At 67.0% G+C, this 20,703-nt stretch carries 24 protein-coding genes; 13 read left to right on the plus strand and 11 right to left on the minus strand.

All coding sequences use genetic code 11. The features are described from left to right. Window positions 1-10: 10 nt before the first annotated feature. The 6 genes from BLV60_RS05100 (at window position 11) to BLV60_RS05125 (ending at window position 4,363) form a co-directional block, all read left to right on the plus strand. Window positions 11-301, plus strand: a complete 291-nt coding sequence (locus BLV60_RS05100) for a DUF1330 domain-containing protein (protein ID WP_093050941.1) — start codon at window positions 11-13, stop codon at window positions 299-301. Window positions 302-349: 48 nt separating this feature from the next. Continuing rightward, window positions 350-1,633, plus strand: coding sequence for a phosphopyruvate hydratase (gene eno / locus BLV60_RS05105; protein WP_093050943.1), 1,284 nt, complete (start codon window positions 350-352; stop codon window positions 1,631-1,633). Between the two features lie 19 nt (window positions 1,634-1,652). Further along, a complete protein-coding gene (ftsB, locus tag BLV60_RS05110) occupies window positions 1,653-1,931 on the plus strand; it encodes a cell division protein FtsB (protein WP_093050946.1) in 279 nt (92 codons plus the stop codon). Between the two features lie 165 nt (window positions 1,932-2,096). Further along, complete coding sequence (gene pnuC, locus BLV60_RS05115) at window positions 2,097-2,690, plus strand: nicotinamide riboside transporter PnuC (RefSeq protein WP_371127352.1); 594 nt, start codon at window positions 2,097-2,099, stop codon at window positions 2,688-2,690. Beyond that, window positions 2,687-3,358, plus strand: a complete 672-nt coding sequence (locus BLV60_RS05120) for an AAA family ATPase (protein ID WP_093051829.1) — start codon at window positions 2,687-2,689, stop codon at window positions 3,356-3,358. The genes pnuC and BLV60_RS05120 overlap by 4 nt, the downstream gene beginning before the upstream one ends. Window positions 3,359-3,388: 30 nt before the next feature. Continuing rightward, entirely contained in the window at window positions 3,389-4,363 is a 975-nt protein-coding gene (locus tag BLV60_RS05125; RefSeq protein ID WP_093050952.1) for a hypothetical protein, read from the plus strand. A gap of 25 nt (window positions 4,364-4,388) precedes the next feature. Here the strand turns inward: BLV60_RS05125 and BLV60_RS05130 are convergent, their stop codons facing one another. Then, window positions 4,389-5,387, minus strand: a complete 999-nt coding sequence (locus BLV60_RS05130) for an Hsp33 family molecular chaperone HslO (RefSeq protein WP_093050955.1) — start codon at window positions 5,385-5,387, stop codon at window positions 4,389-4,391. A gap of 37 nt (window positions 5,388-5,424) precedes the next feature. Further along, entirely contained in the window at window positions 5,425-5,949 is a 525-nt protein-coding gene (locus BLV60_RS05135; protein ID WP_093050958.1) for a gamma carbonic anhydrase family protein, read from the minus strand. Window positions 5,950-5,990: 41 nt separating this feature from the next. On the opposite strand from BLV60_RS05135, the gene BLV60_RS05140 reads away from it, so the two are divergent. Next, entirely contained in the window at window positions 5,991-6,803 is an 813-nt protein-coding gene (locus BLV60_RS05140) for a ferritin-like domain-containing protein (protein WP_093050961.1), read from the plus strand. After that, window positions 6,800-7,486, plus strand: a complete 687-nt coding sequence (locus tag BLV60_RS05145; protein WP_093050964.1) for a pentapeptide repeat-containing protein — start codon at window positions 6,800-6,802, stop codon at window positions 7,484-7,486. Before BLV60_RS05140 ends, BLV60_RS05145 begins: the two co-directional genes overlap by 4 nt. Window positions 7,487-7,488: 2 nt before the next feature. Here BLV60_RS05145 and BLV60_RS05150 read toward each other — a convergent pair whose 3' ends face one another. The 6 genes from BLV60_RS05150 to BLV60_RS05175 all read right to left on the minus strand — a co-directional run bounded on the left by BLV60_RS05150 (window position 7,489) and on the right by BLV60_RS05175 (window position 12,862). Beyond that, window positions 7,489-7,968, minus strand: coding sequence for a MaoC family dehydratase (locus tag BLV60_RS05150; protein ID WP_093050967.1), 480 nt, complete (start codon window positions 7,966-7,968; stop codon window positions 7,489-7,491). 38 nt (window positions 7,969-8,006) lie between these two features. After that, entirely contained in the window at window positions 8,007-9,140 is a 1,134-nt protein-coding gene (locus BLV60_RS05155) for a thiolase family protein (RefSeq protein ID WP_093050970.1), read from the minus strand. A 94-nt stretch (window positions 9,141-9,234) separates the two neighbouring features. Then, window positions 9,235-9,810: a TetR/AcrR family transcriptional regulator gene (locus tag BLV60_RS05160; protein ID WP_093050973.1), complete on the minus strand. Its 576-nt coding sequence runs from the start codon at window positions 9,808-9,810 to the stop codon at window positions 9,235-9,237. A gap of 55 nt (window positions 9,811-9,865) precedes the next feature. Next, window positions 9,866-10,858, minus strand: coding sequence for a Bug family tripartite tricarboxylate transporter substrate binding protein (locus BLV60_RS05165; protein WP_093050976.1), 993 nt, complete (start codon window positions 10,856-10,858; stop codon window positions 9,866-9,868). A gap of 50 nt (window positions 10,859-10,908) precedes the next feature. Next, entirely contained in the window at window positions 10,909-11,817 is a 909-nt protein-coding gene (xerD, locus tag BLV60_RS05170) for a site-specific tyrosine recombinase XerD (protein ID WP_093050979.1), read from the minus strand. Between the two features lie 70 nt (window positions 11,818-11,887). After that, window positions 11,888-12,862, minus strand: a complete 975-nt coding sequence (locus BLV60_RS05175; protein ID WP_093050982.1) for a tripartite tricarboxylate transporter substrate binding protein BugE — start codon at window positions 12,860-12,862, stop codon at window positions 11,888-11,890. A gap of 107 nt (window positions 12,863-12,969) precedes the next feature. On the opposite strand from BLV60_RS05175, the gene BLV60_RS05180 reads away from it, so the two are divergent. Next, a complete protein-coding gene (locus BLV60_RS05180) occupies window positions 12,970-13,887 on the plus strand; it encodes an AEC family transporter (protein WP_176928722.1) in 918 nt (305 codons plus the stop codon). A gap of 508 nt (window positions 13,888-14,395) precedes the next feature. On the opposite strand, the gene BLV60_RS05190 is transcribed toward BLV60_RS05180, so the two are convergent. Continuing rightward, on the minus strand, window positions 14,396-15,145 hold the full coding sequence (locus BLV60_RS05190) for a sulfite exporter TauE/SafE family protein (RefSeq protein WP_093050985.1): 750 nt from the start codon (window positions 15,143-15,145) through the stop codon (window positions 14,396-14,398). Window positions 15,146-15,188: 43 nt separating this feature from the next. Continuing rightward, a complete protein-coding gene (locus tag BLV60_RS05195) occupies window positions 15,189-16,451 on the minus strand; it encodes an MFS transporter (protein WP_093050988.1) in 1,263 nt (420 codons plus the stop codon). 89 nt (window positions 16,452-16,540) lie between these two features. On the opposite strand from BLV60_RS05195, the gene BLV60_RS05200 reads away from it, so the two are divergent. The 4 genes from BLV60_RS05200 (at window position 16,541) to BLV60_RS05215 (ending at window position 19,765) form a co-directional block, all read left to right on the plus strand. After that, entirely contained in the window at window positions 16,541-17,422 is an 882-nt protein-coding gene (locus BLV60_RS05200) for an AraC family transcriptional regulator (RefSeq protein WP_093050991.1), read from the plus strand. A 63-nt stretch (window positions 17,423-17,485) separates the two neighbouring features. Next, window positions 17,486-18,172, plus strand: coding sequence for a phosphatase PAP2 family protein (locus BLV60_RS05205; RefSeq protein ID WP_371127348.1), 687 nt, complete (start codon window positions 17,486-17,488; stop codon window positions 18,170-18,172). Between the two features lie 145 nt (window positions 18,173-18,317). Next, a complete protein-coding gene (locus BLV60_RS05210) occupies window positions 18,318-18,560 on the plus strand; it encodes an acyl carrier protein (RefSeq protein WP_093050999.1) in 243 nt (80 codons plus the stop codon). Then, the gene (locus BLV60_RS05215; protein WP_093051002.1) at window positions 18,557-19,765 is read left to right on the plus strand and encodes a beta-ketoacyl-[acyl-carrier-protein] synthase family protein; all 1,209 of its coding nucleotides are present in this window, start codon (window positions 18,557-18,559) and stop codon (window positions 19,763-19,765) included. Before BLV60_RS05210 ends, BLV60_RS05215 begins: the two co-directional genes overlap by 4 nt. Here the strand turns inward: BLV60_RS05215 and BLV60_RS05220 are convergent. After that, on the minus strand, window positions 19,762-20,670 hold the full coding sequence (locus BLV60_RS05220; RefSeq protein ID WP_093051005.1) for a LysR substrate-binding domain-containing protein: 909 nt from the start codon (window positions 20,668-20,670) through the stop codon (window positions 19,762-19,764). The two genes, BLV60_RS05215 and BLV60_RS05220, sit on opposite strands and share 4 nt — an antisense overlap. Window positions 20,671-20,703: the final 33 nt, after the last annotated feature.

A 20,703-nucleotide genomic window follows, 5' to 3' on the forward strand; every position in this document is an offset into this window, starting at 1 on the left:
AGGTATTCGAATGAGCAGCGGCTACGTCATCGCCCACGTCGAGGTGACCAACCCGACGCAGTACGAGGAATACAAGAAGTGGTCGACCGTCGCCATGCAGGCGCACGGCGCCGAAGTGTGCGTGCGGGGCGGCCAGATTCAACCGCTCGAAGGCGACTGGAAGCCCACGCGCATCGTCATCCTCAAGTTCGCCAGCTTCGAGAAGGCCAAGGCCTTCTACGAGACACCCGAGTACCTCAAGGCACGCGAAGCGCGTGCCGGCGCGGCAATCATGAACATGATCGCCGTCGAAGGCCTCTGATCCCAATTTGTTCATCCGCCAAAGAGACCAGAAAGAGAAAGACAAAAGATGAGTGCAATCGTTGACATCGTCGGCCGCGAAATTCTCGACAGCCGAGGCAACCCCACCGTCGAATGCGACGTGCTGCTCGAATCGGGCACCATGGGCCGCGCGGCCGTGCCTTCGGGCGCATCGACCGGTTCGCGCGAAGCCATCGAGCTGCGCGACGGCGACAAGAGCCGCTATCTCGGCAAGGGCGTGCTCAAGGCCGTGGAGAACATCAACACCGAGATCTCGGAAGCCGTGCTCGGCCTCGACGCCAGCGAACAGGCCTTCCTCGATCGCACGATGATCGACCTCGACGGCACCGACAACAAGGGCCGCCTGGGCGCCAACGCCACCCTCGCCGTCTCGATGGCCGTGGCCCGCGCAGCAGCCGAAGAGTCGGGCCTGCCGCTGTACCGCTACTTCGGCGGCATGGGCGGCATGCAGATGCCGGTGCCGATGATGAACGTCATCAACGGCGGCGCGCACGCCAACAACAGCCTCGACCTGCAGGAATTCATGATCATCCCCGTGGGCGCCAAGAGCTTCCGCGAGGCCGTGCGCTATGGCGCCGAAGTGTTCCATGCACTGAAGAAGATCCTGGGCGACCGCGGCATCAGCACGGCGGTTGGCGACGAAGGCGGCTTCGCCCCCAGCGTCGAGAGCCACGAAGCGGCCATCCAGCTGATCCTCGAAGCCATCGACAAGGCCGGCTACACCGCCGGCGAGCAGATCGCCCTGGGCCTCGATTGCGCGGCCAGCGAGTTCTACAAGGACGGCAAGTACGTGCTGTCGGGCGAAAACCTCTCCCTCACGGCCGAAAGCTGGACCGACATGCTCGCGACCTGGGTCGACAAGTACCCGATCATCAGCATCGAAGACGGCATGCACGAAGGCGACTGGGACGGCTGGAAGCACCTGACCGAACGCCTGGGCAAGCGCGTGCAGCTGGTGGGCGACGACCTGTTCGTCACCAACACCAAGATCCTGCAGGAAGGCATCGAGAAGGGCATCGCCAACTCGATCCTGATCAAGATCAACCAGATCGGCACGCTGACCGAGACCTTCGCTGCCATCGAGATGGCCAAGCGCGCGGGCTACACGGCCGTCATTTCGCACCGCTCGGGCGAAACCGAAGACAGCACCATCGCCGACATCGCCGTGGGCACCAACGCCGGCCAGATCAAGACCGGCTCGCTGTCGCGTTCGGACCGCATCGCCAAGTACAACCAGCTGCTGCGCATCGAAGAAGACCTCGGCGACATCGCCGTCTACCCCGGCCGCGGCGCGTTCTACAACCTGAAGTAACGCCCGGACGCCACGCGGCATGCGCGCCCGCCTCGTTCCACCGATCGTCCTGCTGCTCCTGTTGGCCATCCTGCAGTGGCAGCTGTGGAACGGGCGCGGCAGCGTGCGCGACGTGACGCAATTGCGCACCAAGCTGGCCGACCAGAAGGAAGCCAACGCCAAGGCTGCGCTGACCAACGAGCGCCTGACCTCCGAGGTCAACGACCTCAAGGACGGCCTAGAAATGGTCGAGGAGCGTGCACGCGCGGAACTCGGCATGGTGAAGCCGAACGAAGTGTTCGTACAGATCGCACATTAGGATGACCCCCAGTCTTCGCGCACTTCGTGTCGCTTCGCCAACCCCCTTCCAGGGGGCGACACCAGCGGCCCGGCAAAGCCGGTTCCGCGGTGTCCCACGCACAGACTGCGACGGTGCCCTCCGGGGGAGAACCTGATCCTCGAGCTTCTCTCGGCCCCTGCATTTCTGCTCTGGGGCTCTCCTGTCAGCTGGCTCGAGCTCGTGGCCTCGCTCCTGGCGCTCGCCATGGTCGGCTGCAACATGCGCGAGATTCACTGGGGATGGCCGCTGGCCATCGTCAGTTCACTGCTCTACGTGGCGGTATTCGCCAAGGCGCGCATCTACGGCGACGCCTCGCTCCAGGTCTTCTTCGCTTTCGTCGCGCTATGGGGCTGGTCGCAATGGCTGCGTGGCCATCGCGCCGACGGCAGCGCCTTGCATGTCACCCGGCTCTCGCCGCGCGGCATCGCGCTCACACTTGCTGCCTGCGCACTGGCGTGGCCGGCCGTCGCCCTCTTCCTGCGCCGCTTCACCGACACCGACGTGCCCTGGTGGGATGGCTTCGCCACCGGCCTGAGCCTGGTCGGGCAGTTCCTGCTCGGGCGCAAGTTCATCGAGAACTGGCTGATCTGGCTGGCCGTGAACGTCGTGAGCGTGGGCCTGTTCATCCACAAGGGGCTGTGGCTCACCGTGGGCCTGTACGCGGTATTCGCCGTGCTCAGCGTGGCCGGCTACATCGCGTGGCGGCAGCGCATGCCCGCGCAGGCGGTGCGTGCATGACGCCAGTGCTGCCGACCGGCTGTGTCATCGCACTCGTGGGCGCCGAGAGCACTGGCAAGACCGAGCTGGCCCGCGCCATCGCGCAGCGCCTGCAGGACCGCGGCACGCCGACCACGCTGGTGGGCGAATACCTGCGCGAATGGTGCGAGCGCGAAGGCCGCACGCCACGCCCCGACGAGCAGCAGGCCATCGCCGACGAGCAGACCCGCCGTATCGATGCCGCGGCCGCCACCGGCGTGGTGGTGGCCGACACAACCGCACTCATGACGGCCGTCTACAGCGAGCAGCTGTTCGCCGACACCACGCTCTACGAAAGCGCCCTGGCCGCGCAACGGCGCTATGCCATCACGCTGCTCACCGCGCTCGACCTGCCCTGGGTGGCCGACGACATGCGCGACGGCCCGCATGCTCGCCAGCCGACCGACACACTGGTGCGCGCCGCGCTCACGGGCGCGAAGCTCTCGTATGCCGTGGTGCACGGCACGGGCGGCGAACGGCTTGCCAATGCCTGGAACGCCATCAATTCCATCGCGGGCAGCGAAGGCCGTCCGCGTACGCGCGTCCAGTCCGACGCGAAGCCCGCCTCGTGGTCGTGGCCTTGCGAGAAATGCTCCGACCCGGAATGCGAACATAAGCTCTTCAGCGACCTGATCGCGCGCCGCGAGTAGCGGCGCGCCTCACTTCTTACCGGAGACCCGATGCCCCTTTCGACCGTCGCGCGCGTCACGCTTCTTCCCGGCGTTCTGGCCGCCCTGCTGCTGGCCACTGGCCAGGCCACCGCAGCCCCCGTTACCGCCACCGTCGAGAACGGCACCACCACCACCGCCTGCGCCGAGGAAGACAACGTCTCGCTGACCCTGCGCGGGGATGGCATCCGCCACATGCGCATCGAGGCGCTGCAGCCTGACTATCTCGACAAGATCGGCAACGACGTCACCAAGCCCGACTTCTCGGGCTGCAATTTCGACGGCGGCGCGCACCCGACCGACCCGGCGCACCGCTTCCGCAAGCGCACCGTGGTGCTGATGGACAACGCCCAGTGGCGCATCGTCGGCATGACGCTGCCGACCTTCTGGCGGCCGCAGCGTGTGCCCGTGCAGGTGGGCAAGCGCAAGGACAGCGGCTTTCACCTGCTGCAGGTGTTCAAGAAGGAAAACGGCAAGGCGCTCGAAGCGATCGTGCTCTACCCGTCCGACGGCTACTGGCGCATCAAGCCGCTGCCCGAAGCCCGCTTCGGCGATGGCGTGTACGGCTCGTCGTTCCTGCTCGGCCCGGTCGAGGCGGCCGCGCGGCCGGTGGTGAACATCGCGTCGATCCGCATCGTGCCGCGGCCGCTGGCCATTAACGTGCGCTTCACCGACGGCGGCAGCGCCGCGGTGCGCGTGAACGAAATCAGCCGCGCGCGCACCGCGCTCGACGTGACGCTGTCGAAGCCCACCGCGGGCGCACAGCCCTTCGCTGTGCTGCGCTCGATGTACGTCACGCCCGACAACGCCGACGTGAGCGAAGTGCGCTGGCAGGCATCGCCTCAAGCGGCGCTGCAGGTGCTGCCGTTGCCCGAGGTGAAGACGCTGCAGGCCACGCAAGTGCGCTTCGGCCGCAGCCTGCCGTCGAAGCACAACACGAGCGCGCCCGACATAGCTTTCAGCGAATTCGACGACGGCGCGCGCTGAGCCTGCCCAGCCCGGGCACCCAGGACTACTGAACGACCGGACTACCCGGAATCTGGTCGCCCAGCGGCTTGAACAGCTGCGCCGCATCGACCGCGTCGAAGCGGTACTGCTTGCCGCAGAAGTCGCAGCCCACCTCGATGTCGCCGCGCTCGGCGAGGATGCTCTCGGCCTCCTCCACGCCCAGCCCGCGAATCATCTGCGCCACGCGCTCGCGGCCGCAGGTGCACGCGAAGTGCGGGCCCAGCAGGCCGGCCTGCGGCTCGAAGCGCAGCAGCTTTTCTTCCCAGAACAGGCGGCGCAGGATGGTCTCGATGTCGAGCGTCAGCAGCTCGTCGCGCGTCAGGCTCGACGCGAGGATCGAGATGCGGTTGTAGTCCTCGTTGCGGCCGATCTGGTCTTCGTTGGCCTGGTCGTGATCCTTGTCGGAGGTGCCTTCGAGGTTGCCCTCGCCCTTCACAGGCAGGCGCTGGATCAACAGGCCAGCAGCCACCTTGTCATCGGCCGCGAGCACCAGCGTGGTGTCGAGCTGCTCGCTCTGCAGCATGTAGTGCTGCAGCACGTCGCTGAGCTTGCCGAGCTTCTCGCCCTCGTCGCCAAAGAGCGGCACCACGCCCTGGTAGGGGGTGGCGCCCGGCAGCTTGTCCTTGGGGTCGAGCGTGATGGCGCAGCGGCCCTTGTTGTTCACGTTGACCATGTCGGGCAGGCGCGCATCAGCCGGCAGGTCGCCGATCACCTTGGCGGTGGCGCGCAGGCTCAGGTCGGGCTTGGCCTCGGCCACCGCGACCTTCACGGGACCGTCGCCGAAGATCTGCAGGATCAGCGCGCCGTTGAACTTGATGTTGGCCTGCATCAGCGTGGCCGCAGCCGTCATCTCGCCGAGCAATTCGGCCACGGGCGGCGGATAGGCGCCGGTGGCGGTGTTGGAGGCGCGCCGCGCAAGGATCTCCTGCCACGCATCTGTCAGGCGCACGATCATGCCGCGCACCGGCAGGCCATCGAACAGGAATTTGTGCAGCTCGCTCAAAACGTCTTCTTTCTCTGTGTGCCTGCGACCGTGACGGTCAGGCGATCTTTTTCAGGCCCTTCGCGAAGCGACGGGCGTTCAACACATAGTGCTCGGCGCCCTGTCGCAGCTTGGCGGCCGCGGCGTCGTCGAGGGTGCGCACTACCTTGGCCGGCGAGCCCATGATGAGCGAGTTGTCCGGAAACTCCTTGCCCTCGGTCACGACGCTGCCGGCGCCAACGATCGAATTGCGGCCGATCCTCGCGTTATTCAAGACCACGGCCTGGATGCCGATCAGCGTGTTGTCGCCGATGGTGCAGCCGTGCAGCATCACCTGGTGGCCGATGGTCACGTTGTCGCCGACGGTCAGCGGGCAGCCGATGTCGGCGTGCAGCACCGACAGGTCCTGGATGTTGCTGTTGCGCCCGACGGTCAGCAGCTCGGTGTCGCCGCGCAGCACGGCGCCAAACCACACGTTGGCGTTGTCCGCCAGCTTGACGTTGCCCATGACCTCAGCGCTGTCGGCCACCCATGCTCCTTCGCCCATCTGGGGGGCCACGCCGTCGAGTTCGTAGAGCGCCATTGCTTTCAGTCCATGGAAGGTCAAAAACTAGAATTGTAGGGATGCACCCCCGATTGAGCGCGCTCGCCGCGCTACGCCTGACAGACCCCGACGAAAAGGTGGCTGCAACGCGCGCCATATCTTTGTCCGGCGCTACCGATTCCATAGCAACCGACCCGATCCGCACCGCCGGCGACGATGTTGGCGTGCCGGGCCGCCCGGAACGACCGCTGCGCGTGGCCGCTACCGCCGTGCAAAAGCGCTCGCCCTTCACCACCGAAGGCCGTGCCGCGCTGATCCATTCGATCTGCCACATCGAGTTCAACGCGATCAACCTCGCGCTCGACGCCGTGTGGCGCTACGACGGCATGCCCGAGGCCTACTACCGCGACTGGCTGCGCGTGGCCGACGAAGAAGCTCTGCACTTCACCCTGCTGCACACGCACCTGCAGGACATGGGATGGCGATATGGCGACTTCCCCGGCCACGACGGCCTGTGGAACATGTGCGAGAAAACGAAGGACGACGTGCTCGCCCGCATGGCGCTGGTGCCGCGCACGCTGGAGGCACGCGGCCTCGACGCCACGCCGCTCATCCAGGGCAAGCTCAAGCGCGTGAACACGCCCGATGCGCTGCGCGCGGTGGAGATCCTCGACATCATCCTGCGCGACGAAGTGGGCCACGTGGCCATCGGCAACCACTGGTACCGCTGGCTGTGCGATGGCGCGGGCCTCGATGCGGAGGCGACCTACCCCGCGCTTGTGGCGCGCTATGACGCACCGCGCCACAAGCCGCCTTTCAACCTCGAGGCACGCAGCCGGGCGGGCTTCAGCCCCGAAGAATTGCGTGCGCTGACCGACTCCCGCCCCGAATGAGCAACGTGATTTCCGACCAGGCCTGGTCACGCCCCGACCTGCTGGCCTGCCTGCAAGACCGCAAGGGCGCCGAGCCGCTGCATTTCGAGCGCTGCAATTTCGATGAAGCCGACCTGTCGCGACTCGACTTGCGCGGTGCGCAGTTCACGCTCTGCAACTTCGCCGAAACCTCGTTCGACCGCGCGCTGCTGTCGGAGACGCGCTGGGCCGGATGCAGGGCACGCCAGGCCGACTTCGGCCTGGCAGACCTGACGAACGCGCGCTTCCAGGACTGCGACCTGAACAACACGCAATGGACGCGCGCCAAGCTGGCTTCGGCGTTCTTCACCGGCGTGAAGCTCACGGGCGCGCACTTCGGTGAAGTCTCAGCGCTGGGCATCGGCTTCAAGGATTCGCTGCTGGTGGATGCGCACCTGCGCGGCATGTCGTTCCGCAAGCAGAAGCTCGAACAACTCGACTTCTCCGAGGCCGACCTGTCGGGCTGCGATTTCCGCGAGGCCGTGTTCGAGGGTGGCAGCCTGCGCAACGCGCACCTGAAGCTTGCGCGCTTCGAAGGCGCGGACTTGCGCGAGGTCGATCTCGGCGGGCTGCGGCTCGCGAACGCGGCCCAGTTCAAGGGCGCCACCATCTCACACCGGCAGGCCGCCTCGCTGGTCGAGGAACTGGGCCTGCGCGTGGTCTGAACTCAGGCCGATGCTGGCCTGCTGTGCACCACCAGCTTCGGCGTGAAGGATTGAAGCACTTCGCCGCGCTGGTTGAGCGTCTGGCAGTGCATCGTCACCATCGCGCGGCCGGGCTTGGAGCGCGAGGGCATGATCTCGACCACCTCGCTCACCACGTGCAGCACGTCGCCGGGGCGCGTCGGCCTGGGCCATTGGAGTTCGCCGCCCGAACCGATGATGCCATCGGCCAGGGGGATGCCGCTGTCGACCAGCAGCTTCATCGTGAGCGCGGCCGTGTGCCAGCCGCTCGCGGCAAGGCCGCCAAAGAAGGTGGCTTTGGCGGCCTCTTCGTCGGTGTGGAAAGGCTGCGGATCGAACTGCTGCGCGAAGGCCTTGATCTGCGCCACATCCAGCGCGTGCTCGCCGCTGGTGAAGCGGTCGCCGACCGCCAGGTCTTCGAGATACAGCTTGCGCTTCGCGCCGGCCTCAGTGCTTGCAGTCATCGGGTCTCCTTGTGCTTCCTGCCCGCATTCTCAGGCGTTCAGACCCGCTCGAGAATCGTCGCAATGCCCTGCCCGCCCCCGATGCATTGCGTGGCCAGCGCATAGCGGCCCTTCTCGCGCGCCAACAGCGATGCAGCCTTGCCGGTGATACGCGCACCCGTCGCGCCCAGCGGATGGCCGATCGAAAGCCCGCCGCCATCGAGGTTGATCTTCGCCGGGTCGAGCCCGAGGTCGCGGATGCAAGCCAGCGCTTGCGAGGAGAAGGCCTCGTTGATCTCGATCACATCAAGGTCGGCCGCGCTCAGGCCGGCGCGCGCCAGCGCCTTGCGGGTCGCGGGAATCGGGCCGATGCCCATAATCGCCGGGTCGACGCCCACGGTCGCGAACGACCTGATGCGCGCCAGCGCCTGCAGGCCGTGCTTGGCAGCGAAGGCATCGCTGGTAACGAGCACCACGGCCGCGCCGTCGGTCAGCGGCGACGAGGTGCCGGCCGTCACGACACCATCGGGGCGAAATGCGGGCTTGAGGTTCGCCAGTGCCTCGGCCGAAGTCGTGGGCCGGATGCAGCCGTCGGCATCGACGATGTCGCCCGATGCCAGGCGCACGGGCACGATCTCGCCTGCCAGGCGCCCCTGCGTGCGCGCCTCGGCCGCCTTGCGGTGCGACTCGACCGCAAAGGCCTCCTGGTCGGCGCGGCTCACGTTCCAGCGCTGCGCCACGTTCTCGGCCGTCTCGCCCATCGAGATGTAGGCGTCGGTGTTCTCCTTCAGCTCGGGGTTCGGCGAGAAGTTGAAGCCGCCCTGCGGCACCATCGTCATCGACTCCACGCCGACGCACAGGAAGGCGTCGCCCATGCCCGCCTCGATCTGCGCGGCGGCGATGTGCACGGCCTGCATCGACGAGCCGCAGAAGCGGTTCACCGTCATGCCGCCCACCTCATGCGGCAGGCCGGCCAGCAGCCCGACGATGCGCGCGAGGTTGTTGCCCTGCGAGGCTTCGGGGTACGCGCAACCCAGGATGACGTCTTCGAGCAGCGCAGGGTCGAGGTCGGTGCGCTGCAGCAGGCCACGCACTACGCCCGCAGCGAGCGTGTCGGGCCGCACTTCGGCAAGCGCGCCTTTCTTCGAGAAGTGGAAGGGGGAACGGGCGTAGGCGGAAATGACGGCTTTCATGGGTGTGCTCCAACAGGTTTGTCTACCATCCAATCGGTAGGCTACGAGGTCAAAAAATAGGCACGCCGAAACGTACCTGCATCAGGCCTGGCGGTCAGCCGGGCAGAGAACTCCTGAGTTGCGCGACGGCTTCGTCGAAGTCGTCCACGCGCCCTGTCATGCGCGCCGACAGCAGCGCGCCTTGGCAGACCGAAAACACATAGGCGGCCAGCGAAGCGACTGAAGTGCCCTTCTTCCGCGCCGGCATCAGCGCGCCGAGCACACCGGTGAGCCAGGTCACCTGCGTATTGCGCAACTCCTGCACGGCCTGGCGCAATTCGTCGTTGATGACGCCCCAGCCGGGCGCCAGCGCCCCGGCGGGACACATACCCGAGCCAGCCCTCAGCGTGTTGCGGTACATGCGGAAATACGATTCGAGCGCGTCCTTCGGCTCGCGCGCCCGGGCGGCGTCCCAGTCCTTGAAGCCCTGCGTGGCCGCGCGGATCACCGCGACGCCCAGCGCCTCCTTGGTCGGGAAGTGGTGGTACAGGCTGGCCTTGCGCACGCCGACCGCGTCGGCCACGTCCTGGAAGCTGAAGCCCAGGTAGGAGCGCGTTTCGATGAACCCGCGCGCCACCGCGAGGATCTGCTCGCGGGTGCTGCCGGTGGCAAGGGCTGTGGCGCTGGTCATCTACCTACTATAAGGTAGGGAAAATCAAACCACAAGCCGAGGTGTCATTCAGGCGTCAGTCGGCCTTGATGCCCGCGGCCTTCACGATGCGGCCGTTGCTTTCGAACTCGCTGGCGATCTCTTTCGCAAACGCGGCCGCGTTGCCACCGGTCGGCACGTTGTCGGTGGCCGTGAGCTTGGCGCGCAGCTCGGGGCTGGCCAGCGCCTTGTTGATCTCGGCGTTGTACTTCGCAACCAGAGCGCTCGGCGTGGCTGCGGGCGCGAACACGCCGAACAGTGAATTGATGTTGGCCGCCTTGTAGCCCAGCTCGCCCAGCGTGGGCACCTGGGGCAGGCTCTCGAGGCGCGCGGGCGCGCCCACCGCCAGCGGACGCAGCTTGCCCGACTGGATGTGCGACGACAGCGTCGGGCTCGCGTTGGTCGACAGGATCTCGAACTGCCCGCCGATCGCATCGTTGAGCTGCTGGCCGCCGCCCTTGTAGGGCACGTGCGTGATGTCGACGCCCACCGCCGCACGCAGCTGCTCCAGCACGATGTGCCCGAGCGAAGCCGGCCCCGACGTGGCCCAGCGCACCGCACCCGGATGCGCCTTGGCGTCGTCGATCAGCGCGCGGAAATCCTTCGCCTTGCTGGCCGGCGTGGCAATCAGCAGCACCGGCGAATACATCACGCTCGCCACCGGTGCCACGTCTTTCAGCGGGTCGAAGGGCAGCTTGCCCAGGTGCGGGCTCAGCACCAGCGGGCTGATGGCCGAGAAGCCCAGCGTTGCGCCGTCGGGCGCGGCCTTGGCGACAGCGTCCATGCCGATGGCACCGCTCGCGCCGGCGCGGTTGTCCACGATCACCGTGATGCCCATCTGCGCGGCGAGCCGGTCACCCAGTGCGCGCGCGACCACGTCACTGACGCCGCCCGCCGGATAGGCGACGATGAGCCGAACCGTCTTGGGCACGGCCTGCGCGTGCGCGCCGGAAGCGGCGCACAGCGCGGCGGCGGCAAGAAGGCGGGTCGCCATGCGGTGCGAGGGCTTCGAGGAAGCAAGGAAATTCATGGTGTCTGTCGTTCGTCTGCGAGGGTTGCGTCGCTTCTCATTGTCCGCCTTCATCCACGCGGATGGTGCTGCGCATGCAGCTGCTTCAGGCGCTCGCGCGCCACATGCGTGTAGATCGTCGTCGTCGAGATGTCGGCATGCCCCAGCAGCAGCTGCACCGCGCGCAGGTCGACCCCGTGGTTCAGCAGGTGCGTGGCGAAGGCATGGCGCAGCGTGTGCGGCGACAGCGGCACGTGGATGCCGGCCGCGGTGGCGTGCTTCTTCACGATGATCCAGAACATCACGCGCGTCATGCCCGCACCGCGTGCGGTCACGAACAGGTCGGGCGTCTGCTGCCCATCGAGGATGGCGGGTCGCGACTCCTCCAGGTAGCGCTCGATCCAGCGCCGCGCTTCGCCGCCGAAGGGCACGAGCCGCTCCTTGTTGCCCTTGCCCAGCACGCGCAGCACACCGTCGTTCAGGCTCATGTCGATGGCCTTGAGCGCCACCAGCTCGCTCACGCGCAGGCCGCTCGCATACATCAGCTCCAGCATCGCGCGGTCGCGCAGGCCGAGCGGCGACTCGACGTCGGGCGCGGCCAGCAAGTCGTCGACCTGCTTTTCCGACAGCGTCTTGATGGCGCGCGGCATCTGCCGCGCGGGCGCGAGCCGGATGCTCGGGTCGGCCACGACACGGCGTTCGCGCAGCGCCCAGCGGTAGTAGCGCTTGAACACGGTGAGGCGGCGGTTGGCCGAAGTGGCCTTGCCCTTGGTGGACAGGCGCGCGCCCATGTAGGCCTGCAGGTCGGACTCCTTCGCGGCATCGAGCCCGGCGCCGCTGCGCTGCGCGTGCAGCCACTGCGCAAACAGCGCGAGGTCGCGGCGGTAGGCGGCCAGCGTGTTCTTCGACAGCCCGTCTTCGAGCCAGAGAGCGTCGATGAAGTCGTCGATGTCGGGTGTCTGCGTGGCTGCCTCGGTCATGCCTTGCAAGATAACAAAAGAAAAAGCCGCCCGGCATGCGGGCGGCTTTCTTTCGTGCGAAGAAGAGTTATCAGTCGAGCTTCAGGTTCTGCTTCTTCACGACCTGCTTGTAGACCTCGTACTCGGCCTTGATCTGCGCAGCGAACTGCTCGGGCGAGTTGGCCACGATCAGCGAGCCCGTGTCCTCGATGCGCTTGCGCACTGCCGGTTCTTCCACGGCCTTCTTCACGCCCGCGCTGATCTTTTCGACTACTTCCTTCGGCAGGCCCTTGGGGCCGAGGATGCCGTAGTAGGCCATGCGGTTCACCGGCTCCAGGCCCACTTCCTTGAAGGTCGGCACGTTGGGCAGCGCGGCCAGGCGCTGCGGCGCCGACACCACGATGGGGATCAGCCGGCCACTGGTGATGAAGGGCATGGCCGAGGGAATGTTGTCGAACATGATCGGCACCTGGCCGGCCACCACGTCGTTCAGCGCCGGGCCCGCGCCGCGGTAGGGGATGTGCGTGACGAAGGTGTTGGTCAGGCTCTTGTAGAGCTCCATCAGCAGGTGGCCGATGCCGCCCGTGCCCGACGAGGCGTACGAATACTTGCCGGGGTTCTTCTTCAGCTCGGCCACGAACTCGGCGTAGTTCTTGGCCGGGAAGCTCGGGTTGACCGCAATGATGTTCGGCGTGGCCGCGATGTTGATGATCGGCGTGAAGTCGTTGATCGGGTCGTACGGCGTCTTCGGGTTGATGGCCGGGTTGGCCGCCGTGCTCGACACGGTGGCAATGCCGAGCTTGTAGCCGTCGGGCGTGGCGCGTGCCGTTTCGGCCGCGCCCACGATGCCGCCGCCGCCGGCGCGGTTGATCACCACCACGGGCTGGCCCAGCACCTTGCCCAGCGGATCGGAGATCACGCGCGCCACGATGTCAGTCGTGCCGCCCGGTGCAAAGGGCACGCTCAACTCGACGGGCTTGTTGGGGTACCCCTGCGCAAAGCTCTGACCCGCGATGGCGACCAGTGCGGCGCCTCCCACCAGCGCGCTCCATTGACGACGTTGCATCGAAAACTCCTTGGTATTTGAATGAATGATGTCGAAAAACGAAGCCCGGATGCTAGCGGTTCAGGAGCGCTCTCCGTGCTGTGGATTACCCATGGTCAAGCGGGTTTATCCTCGAAGCGGTGAATTACGCTCAGCTGCTTTTCCCCGACTTCTCCCTCATCGCCATCGGCTGGCTCCTGTGCCGCTACACCGCGCTCGACCGCCGCGTGTGGGATCAGGTCGAGAGCCTCGTTTACTACTTTCTTTTTCCCGTACTGCTGTTCCATTCGATCGTGCGCAGCCCGCTCGACTTCGGTGCGACATCGAGCCTGCTCACGGCGGGCGTCGGCGTCGGTGCCTGCGGCATCGCGATGGCCTATGCCCTGCCCTTCATTCCGGGCCTGCGCACGCACATCGACCGGCGCGACCACGCGGCCAGTGCGCAGGTCGCGTTCCGCTTCAACTCTTTCATCTGCTTGGCGTTGGCGGAGCGGCTGGCCGGGGCCGAGGGCCTGCTGCTGATCGCGGTGCTGATCGGCGTGTGCGTGCCCATCTTCAACATCGCGGCCGTGTGGCCGATGACGCGGCATGCGCAGACCGGGTTCGTGCGGCAACTGGTGCGCAACCCGCTGATCGTCGCGACGGTGGCAGGGCTGCTGGCGAATGTGCTGGGCTTGGCTGTGCCTGCCTGGGCGACGCCTACGTTGACGCGTATCGGGGCTGCGTCGCTGGCGTTGGGGTTGCTCGCTGCGGGGGCTGGGATGAAGTTCTCCACGCTGGGGGCGGGGAAGGTGCTGGCTGTTTCGGTACTGGCGATACGGCATCTGTTCTTGCCGCTGGTCGCATGGGGGTTGGCGCTTTGGTTGCGGCTGGATGCGACGCATGCTGCCGTGTTGATGGCTTTTTCTGCTGTGCCTACGGCTTCCAGTGCTTATGTGCTGGCTGCTCGGATGGGGTACAACGGGCCTTATGTGGCGGGGTTGGTGACGTTGTCTACCTTGCTGGGGGTTGTTAGTTTGCCGTTTGCCTTGGCGCTGCCTCGGTGAAGCCTTGCTGGTTTAGTGCGTTCCGGGGCCGGGTCTCGGCCCGGCGGCCGACTCACTTTCTTTTGCGTCGCCAAAAGAAAGTAAGCAAAGAAAAGGCGACCCTGCTGTCTGCGTCCCTTCGCTTCGCTACGGGCAACCTGCGGTGCTCGACGCAGCCAGAAGGGATTGGGGGAGCCCAACAGGCCATAGCTGCGCTCGGCCTCTGAACAGCCGCTACCAAGCCGAGCGAAGCAAAGGCCCGTTCCGTCTCCCCTCCCCTCTGGCTGCGCCGAGGAGCGCAGCGTTTCGCGGATCAGGGCTCGCCCTTGTCTGAGCGAAGCGAGTTTGGGCGAGACCCCGCGAAACGCGAGCACCGCAGGTTGCCCCTTCGCACAGCGAAGGGGTCGCAGACAGTGGGGTCGCCTTTCTTTTGCCTACTTTTCTTTGGCGAAGCAAAGAAAAGTAGGTCGCCCGCCGGGGCGAGTCCCGGCCCCGGGAAACAACCCCTCATCACCACTCAAAAAGAACTTCAGCGCCGCAACAAAGCAGGCACTGCAGAAGCCAACAAAGCCACCCCAGAAGCAGTCAACAACCCCAACACCAGCTTCCGAAACGCCACCTCACTGATCCCGATATAAAGCCGAGCCCCCAGCAACACAGGCACAGCAACAGCCAGCGCAACGAGCCCCAGCAGAGGCACCACAGCTCGCCCGATGCTCCCGCTGAAAACATGAATGGCAAACGCCACCATCAACATCGAAAGATTGAAGTTCTGGATCACAGCCCGCTGCGTATCACGCTGAAAACCGCGCAAGGTGCACCAGAGCGTAGGAAGAGTCCCCGAGAACCCGCCGATGCCCGCCATCGCGCCACCCATGGCACCCACCACGCCATCAGCCCAACGCCCACCGAACGAAACCTTCGGCAGATGCTGCGACATCAGCATCGCCGGGCACCACAGCACCAGCAGCACGCCAAGACACAGCTTGAAGACGACAAGATCGAGGTGCGGCAGCAGCCAGACACCGAACGGCACCCCGACCAGCCCACCGAGCACAAAGGGCCAGAGAACACTCTTGTCGAAAGACCGCCGCACCGTGACCGCCGCGATCACCTGCCCCGTCAACGCGCCAAAGAGAGCAAGCACCGCCGCGAGTTGCGGCTCCAGTGTCCACGCCCAGACTGACATGGCTACCAGCCCGAACGCAAAGCCCGACAGGCCCTGCACGAAACCCGCCAGTACAGCACCGGCGATCACATAGACATACAAGGCTTGCATGCGGCCGATGATATCGACCGCACTTCGATCAAAAAGAAGGGACTCAGGCCGAGGCAGGCACCAGCGCCGTGCGCCGCACACGGCGCACGTTGAACGCGCTGGCGATCAGGACACCCTGCACCAGCGCCAGCCCCACGATCACGCTCGTGTACTGCCCATGGTCCATCAGCCGCCCGAACACCAGCGGCGCCAGGGCCTGTCCGATGTCGAGCCCGGCATACACCACGCCGTAGACGCGCCCGGTCGCATTGGGCGGCGTCGACTTCTTCACCAGCAGGTCGCGCGACGGCCCGGCGACACCCGAGACGAAACCCATGGCCCCGAACAGCACCGGCACCACCACCGGCGGAAAGCTCGCGAACGCCAGCACCAGCGCCAGCGCGGCCGCAATGCCGAAGCCCGCGCCCACGATGCGCTCGCAGCGCGTCGGATCGGAGGCCAGGAAGCCACCCACCACCATCCCCGCGGCGCTCGCCACCATGTAGACCGTGAGGCACACCGCCACCAGCGCCACCGGCACCGCATGCAGGTGTCCCGCGGCCACCGGCGCGAAGGTCTGCACCACGCTGATCACCGCGGCATAGAAGAAGAAGAAACCGAAGCACATCCACACGGCCGGAATGCGCAGGAAGTCGAACTCGCCGCCAACCGGCGCGGGCTCGCCCTGCCCCGTGGCCTTGTGCACGGCCGCCGCGTCGAGCGACAGCACGCTGCGATACGCCCACAGCACCAGCAGCACCACGAGAGCCACCACGCCGGCCGAAGCCAGTGCCACGCGCCACGAGAAGGCGATGGCGATCGGCACCACGAAGGCCGGCGCCAGCGCCCAGCCCAGGCTGCCGGTGATGCCGTGCACGCTGTAGGCATGGCCCAGCCGCGTCGGCGCGACCTTGCGGTTGAACAGCGTGTAGTCCACCGGATGGAACACGCCGTTGCCGATGCCGCCGACCACCGCGCACAACAGCAGCATCCAGTAGCTCTGCGCCGCGGCGTAGCCGAAAGCCGCCAGCCCCAGCGCCCCGAGCCCGACGAACAGCACCGGCCGCGGCCCCAGCTTGTCGACGATGAAGCCCGAGGCCGCCTGCACGATGCACGAGACCACGAAGAACACCGTGAGCACCGCGCCCAGCTCCACATAGCTCACGTTGAACGCGTCCTTCAGCCACGGGAACAGCGGCGCCAGGATGAGCTGGCTGAAATGGCTGACCGCATGGGCCAGGCCGACCAGCCCGATCAGCTTGGCGTCGGTGCGCAAGGTGTTGTTGTGAGGAGGAGAACCAGCGCTCGCGGACGAAGTGGAAGACATGGATTGCTACAAAAAAACGGGGCAGGCATCGATGCTATGCGCCGGGGACGCGGCAGAATGGCGATACAGCGACAACATTTGTCGAAACTATGCCAAGCGCCGCCTCACCCACCTCCAGGAGCGCCGCGCCCGCCAGGCCGCGCGGCGCGCTCCCCGCCCCGATCACCAGCGTTGCCTCTCTCACGCCGCACCTCTACGCCCCCGACGCGGTGCGTCCGCTGCGCGCCAAGGAGCATTTCCTGAGCGCGGACACGCTGGTCGAACTGCACGAGCACCCGTGGCCGCAGCTCACTTTTTCCACACGCGGCGTGATCCGCCTGAGCACGCAGGACGGCAGCTACATCGTGCCGCCCTCGCGCGCGCTCTGGGTGCCGGCCAACATGCCGCACAGCATCACGCTGATCGAAGACGCCGAACTGCGTACCGTCTACCTGCACGCCTGGATCGCGCCCACCTGGGAAAAGTGCGAAGTGCTGGAAATCAGCCCGCTGCTGCGCGCGCTGATGCTGGCTCTCGACACCACGCCCGATGGCCTGCCGCCGACCGATCCGCACGCACCGCAGCGCGAACGCATGATCGCGCCGCTGCTGGTCGACGAGGTGGAGCGCGCCACGCAGATCCGCATCGATGTGCCGCTGCCCACCGACAAGCGCCTGCGCCAGCTGTGCGAGGCGCTGCTGCGAAACCCGGCCGACCGCGCCACGCTGGCCGAGCGCGCCGCCACCATCGGCGCCAGCGAGCGCACGGTGGCGCGCCTGTTCCGCGACCAGCTCGGCATGAGCTGGCAGCAGTGGCGCCAGCAAGCCGTGATGGCACATGCGCTGCCGCTGCTGGCGCGCGGCATGGCCGTGAGCCAGGTGGCGGCCGCCAGCGGCTATGCCACCGACAGCGCGTTCTGTGCGATGTTCAAGGCCGCCACGGGCCGCTCACCCACTTCGTTCCAGCACCGCAAGCGGCCCACCACCCCCTGATGCAGCGGGGCATCGCGGGGGATGCTTCATGGTGCTCTGGCAAGATCGGCGACCGACAACACCATGCACTCACCGATCCCCCTGCACATGGCGCCCGACGCCCGGCCCCCCACGTGGACCGCCGAGATCTGGTTGCGCGTGCGCCGCCATTTCCTGCTGAAGGCGGTCGGCACCACCGTCTTCACGTGGCTGTTCTTCATCGGCTACTTCCACCTGCTGCGCAACCCGGCCTTTCCGGTGGCGGTGATGCCGCTGACGCCGCTGGACCACCTGATTCCGTTCCAGCCCTACACGCTGGGCGCGTACCTCTCGCTCTGGGTGTACGTGGGCATCGCGCCGGGGCTGCAGCTCACGTTCCGAGAACTGGTGGTCTACGGGCTGTGGATCGGCGGGCTGTGCATCACCGGCCTGAGCCTCTTCTACTTCTGGCCGACCCAGATACCCCCTATGGCCATCGACGGCACCGGCTACCCCGGTTTCGCGATGCTGCAGGGCGTGGACGCGGCGGGCAACGCCTGCCCCTCGATGCACGTGGCCGTGGCCATCTTCACCGCCATCCGCGTCGAACACGTGCTGCGCGAGGCGCGCACGCCGGCCCTGTGGCGCGTGCTGAACTGGGCCTGGTTCGCCGCCATCGCCTATTCGACGCTGGCGGTCAAGCAGCACGTGGTGCTGGACGTGGTGGCCGGCGCGCTGCTGGGTATGGCCTTCGCACTACCCTCGTTGCGCTGGCGCCCGGGGGCGCGTTAGCGAGGGGATGCCCCTCGGGTCGGAGCGGATATCATCTGCAATCACTGACCACACTCACCACTGGCCGACGAGGAAGGGATCGATTCAATGGCAACCACCACACGGTGGCAATCGATCAACGGCACATGACGACAGGCATTGCACGATGAGTTCGCTGAAGGAATTGCAGGACCTGATCCACGAGAAGTACGGCATCGAACCGTCGAAGCTCGACCCCCACGCCTCGATGCGGGAAACCGGCGGACTCGATTCGCTGGCCCTCGCCGAGTTTCTGTTCGCCATCGAAGACCACTTCGGCATCACCATGCCCGACGAGGACGCGAGCATCGACACCCTGGCCGAACTCGCGCTGCTGGTCGACAAGGTACGAGCCGCGAAAGTCGCGTGAACCACGAGGTCGCAGTCACCGGACTGGGCGTCATGGCGCCGCACGGCGGCGAGCCCGACGCGTTGTTCCAGGCCCTGCTGCAGGGCCGATCGGCCATCCAGCCCATCTTTGCGGATCTGCCCAAGCCGGCCGCCGCAGCCACCGTGGCCTTCGATGAAACCCGCTGGTTCACCAAGCTGCAGCTGGCGGGTGTCGACCGCGTGAGCCAGCTGGCCGTGGCCGCCGCCGACATGGCGATGCGCGACGCGGGTCTGGCCGTTGCCGACGCCGACCCGGAGCGCGTGGGCGTCTTTGCCGGCTGCGGCATGGGTGGCGCGGCGGCGCTCGAAGCGGCCTACCGCGGCAACGGCCGCGTGTCGCCGCTCACCATTCCCGCCTTCATGCCCAACGCGCCAGCCGCCCATGTGGCAATGCGCCAGGGTGTTCAGGGCCCGGTGCTCACCTACTCGGTCGCCTGCGCTTCTTCTTCGGCCGCGATTGCCGAAGCGGCCAAGGCCGTGCAGCGCGGCGAGGTCGACATCGCCATTGCCGGCGGCAGCGAAGCGCTGATCGTGCCTGGCGTGATCGTGGCCTGGCAGGCCATGCAGACGCTGGCTACCTTCCAGTCCGGCGAAGCGGCCGGCGCGGTGCGGCCCTTCGCAACCGACCGCAGCGGCTTTGCGCTCGGCGAAGGCGCGGCATTCCTGATCCTCGAATCCGCCGAGCGGGCACGCGCACGCGGCGCCCGCAGCTACGCCACGCTGGCCGGCTGGGGCCTGAGCAGCGACGCCACCCACCTCACCAAGCCCGATGCACCGGGCCAGGCCCGAGCGCTGCGCACCGCCCTGCGCCAGGCCGGCCTGCAGCCGCGCGACGTGGGCTATTGCAACGCCCACGGCACGGCCACGCGCATCGGCGACGTGGTCGAGCGCAATGCGCTGGCCGATGTGTGGGGCGACGAGCTCGACACGCTGCGCGTGAGTTCGACCAAGGCACTGCATGGCCACCTGCTGGGCGCGGCGGGCGCGCTCGAAGCGCTCATCACCGTGCTGGCGCTGCACCAGCGGCAACTGCCGCCCAACGCCAACTGCCGCGAGATCGATGCGGACTGCAGGCTGAACCTGGTGACGCAGGACGACACGGCGGTGCCGTCGCTCGAAGCCGCCATCAGCAACTCGTTCGCCTTCGGCGGCACGAACTCGGTGCTTCTCTTCCGCCGCGCCTAGGCAGGCAAAGTTTCTGGCAGTGCGGCCGCCGCGCACAGCCATGCCACGAAAGCGCTGACCAACGGATCGTCCGTGCGGCTCGGCGCCACGAACACGCTGTAGCCCCGGCTCGACGGCGCCCGATGCGGGCAGGCCAGCACCAGCTCGCCCGAACGCAACTCGCGCTCGACGAAGTACTCGGGCACCAGCCCCACGCCCAGGTCGGCACGCACTGCCGCGACCAGCGACGAGAACAGGTCGAAGCGGTGCCCCGTCACCAGGTTTTCGGGCCGCTGCGCATGTGCCGTCTGCTCAAACCACTCTTCCCAGGCACCCACACGCGTGCGCAGTTGCAGCAGCGACGCTGCGCGGAAATCGCCCCGCGCCATGGCCGCTCGCCCCTTTGCCTGTGGCGAGCACACCACCACGCAGGACTCGCCCATCAACGGCAGCGCATTCGCGCCGGGCCACACCGCATCGTCGTACTGCACGCCCACGTCGAAGGACATGTCTTCCATGTAGAGGTGCGTCGGGAACACCTGTAGATGCAGGCTGCAGCCCGGGTGCCGCGCGATGAATTCCGGCAGCCGCGGCGTCAGCCAGCCCTCGGCCAGCACCGGCACCGCACCTACCAGCAGGCGCAGGCCGTCGGTGCGCTGTGCCATGGCTTCGAGCGTGTGGTTCTGCAACCGCAGCAGGTCGCCTGAAATCTGCCCGTGGTAGCGCCGCCCGGCTTCGGTGAGCTCGGTGCCGCGCGCCGTGCGCTGCACCAGCCGCACGCCGATCTGCGTCTCCAGCAGCCGCAGCTGCTGGCTCACCGCGCTGTGAGTGAGGCACAGCTCCTCCGCGGCCTTGCCCACGCCATGGTGGCGGGCCACGGCGTCGAAGATCAGCAGCGCGCGGGTGCTGGGGATGTGGCGGCGCATGGCGGGCTTTGTTAGAAAAACTGACGACGCCGA

The sequence above is a fragment of the Variovorax sp. YR634 genome (assembly GCF_900106655.1).
In the GTDB taxonomy this organism is placed as follows: domain Bacteria; phylum Pseudomonadota; class Gammaproteobacteria; order Burkholderiales; family Burkholderiaceae_C; genus Variovorax.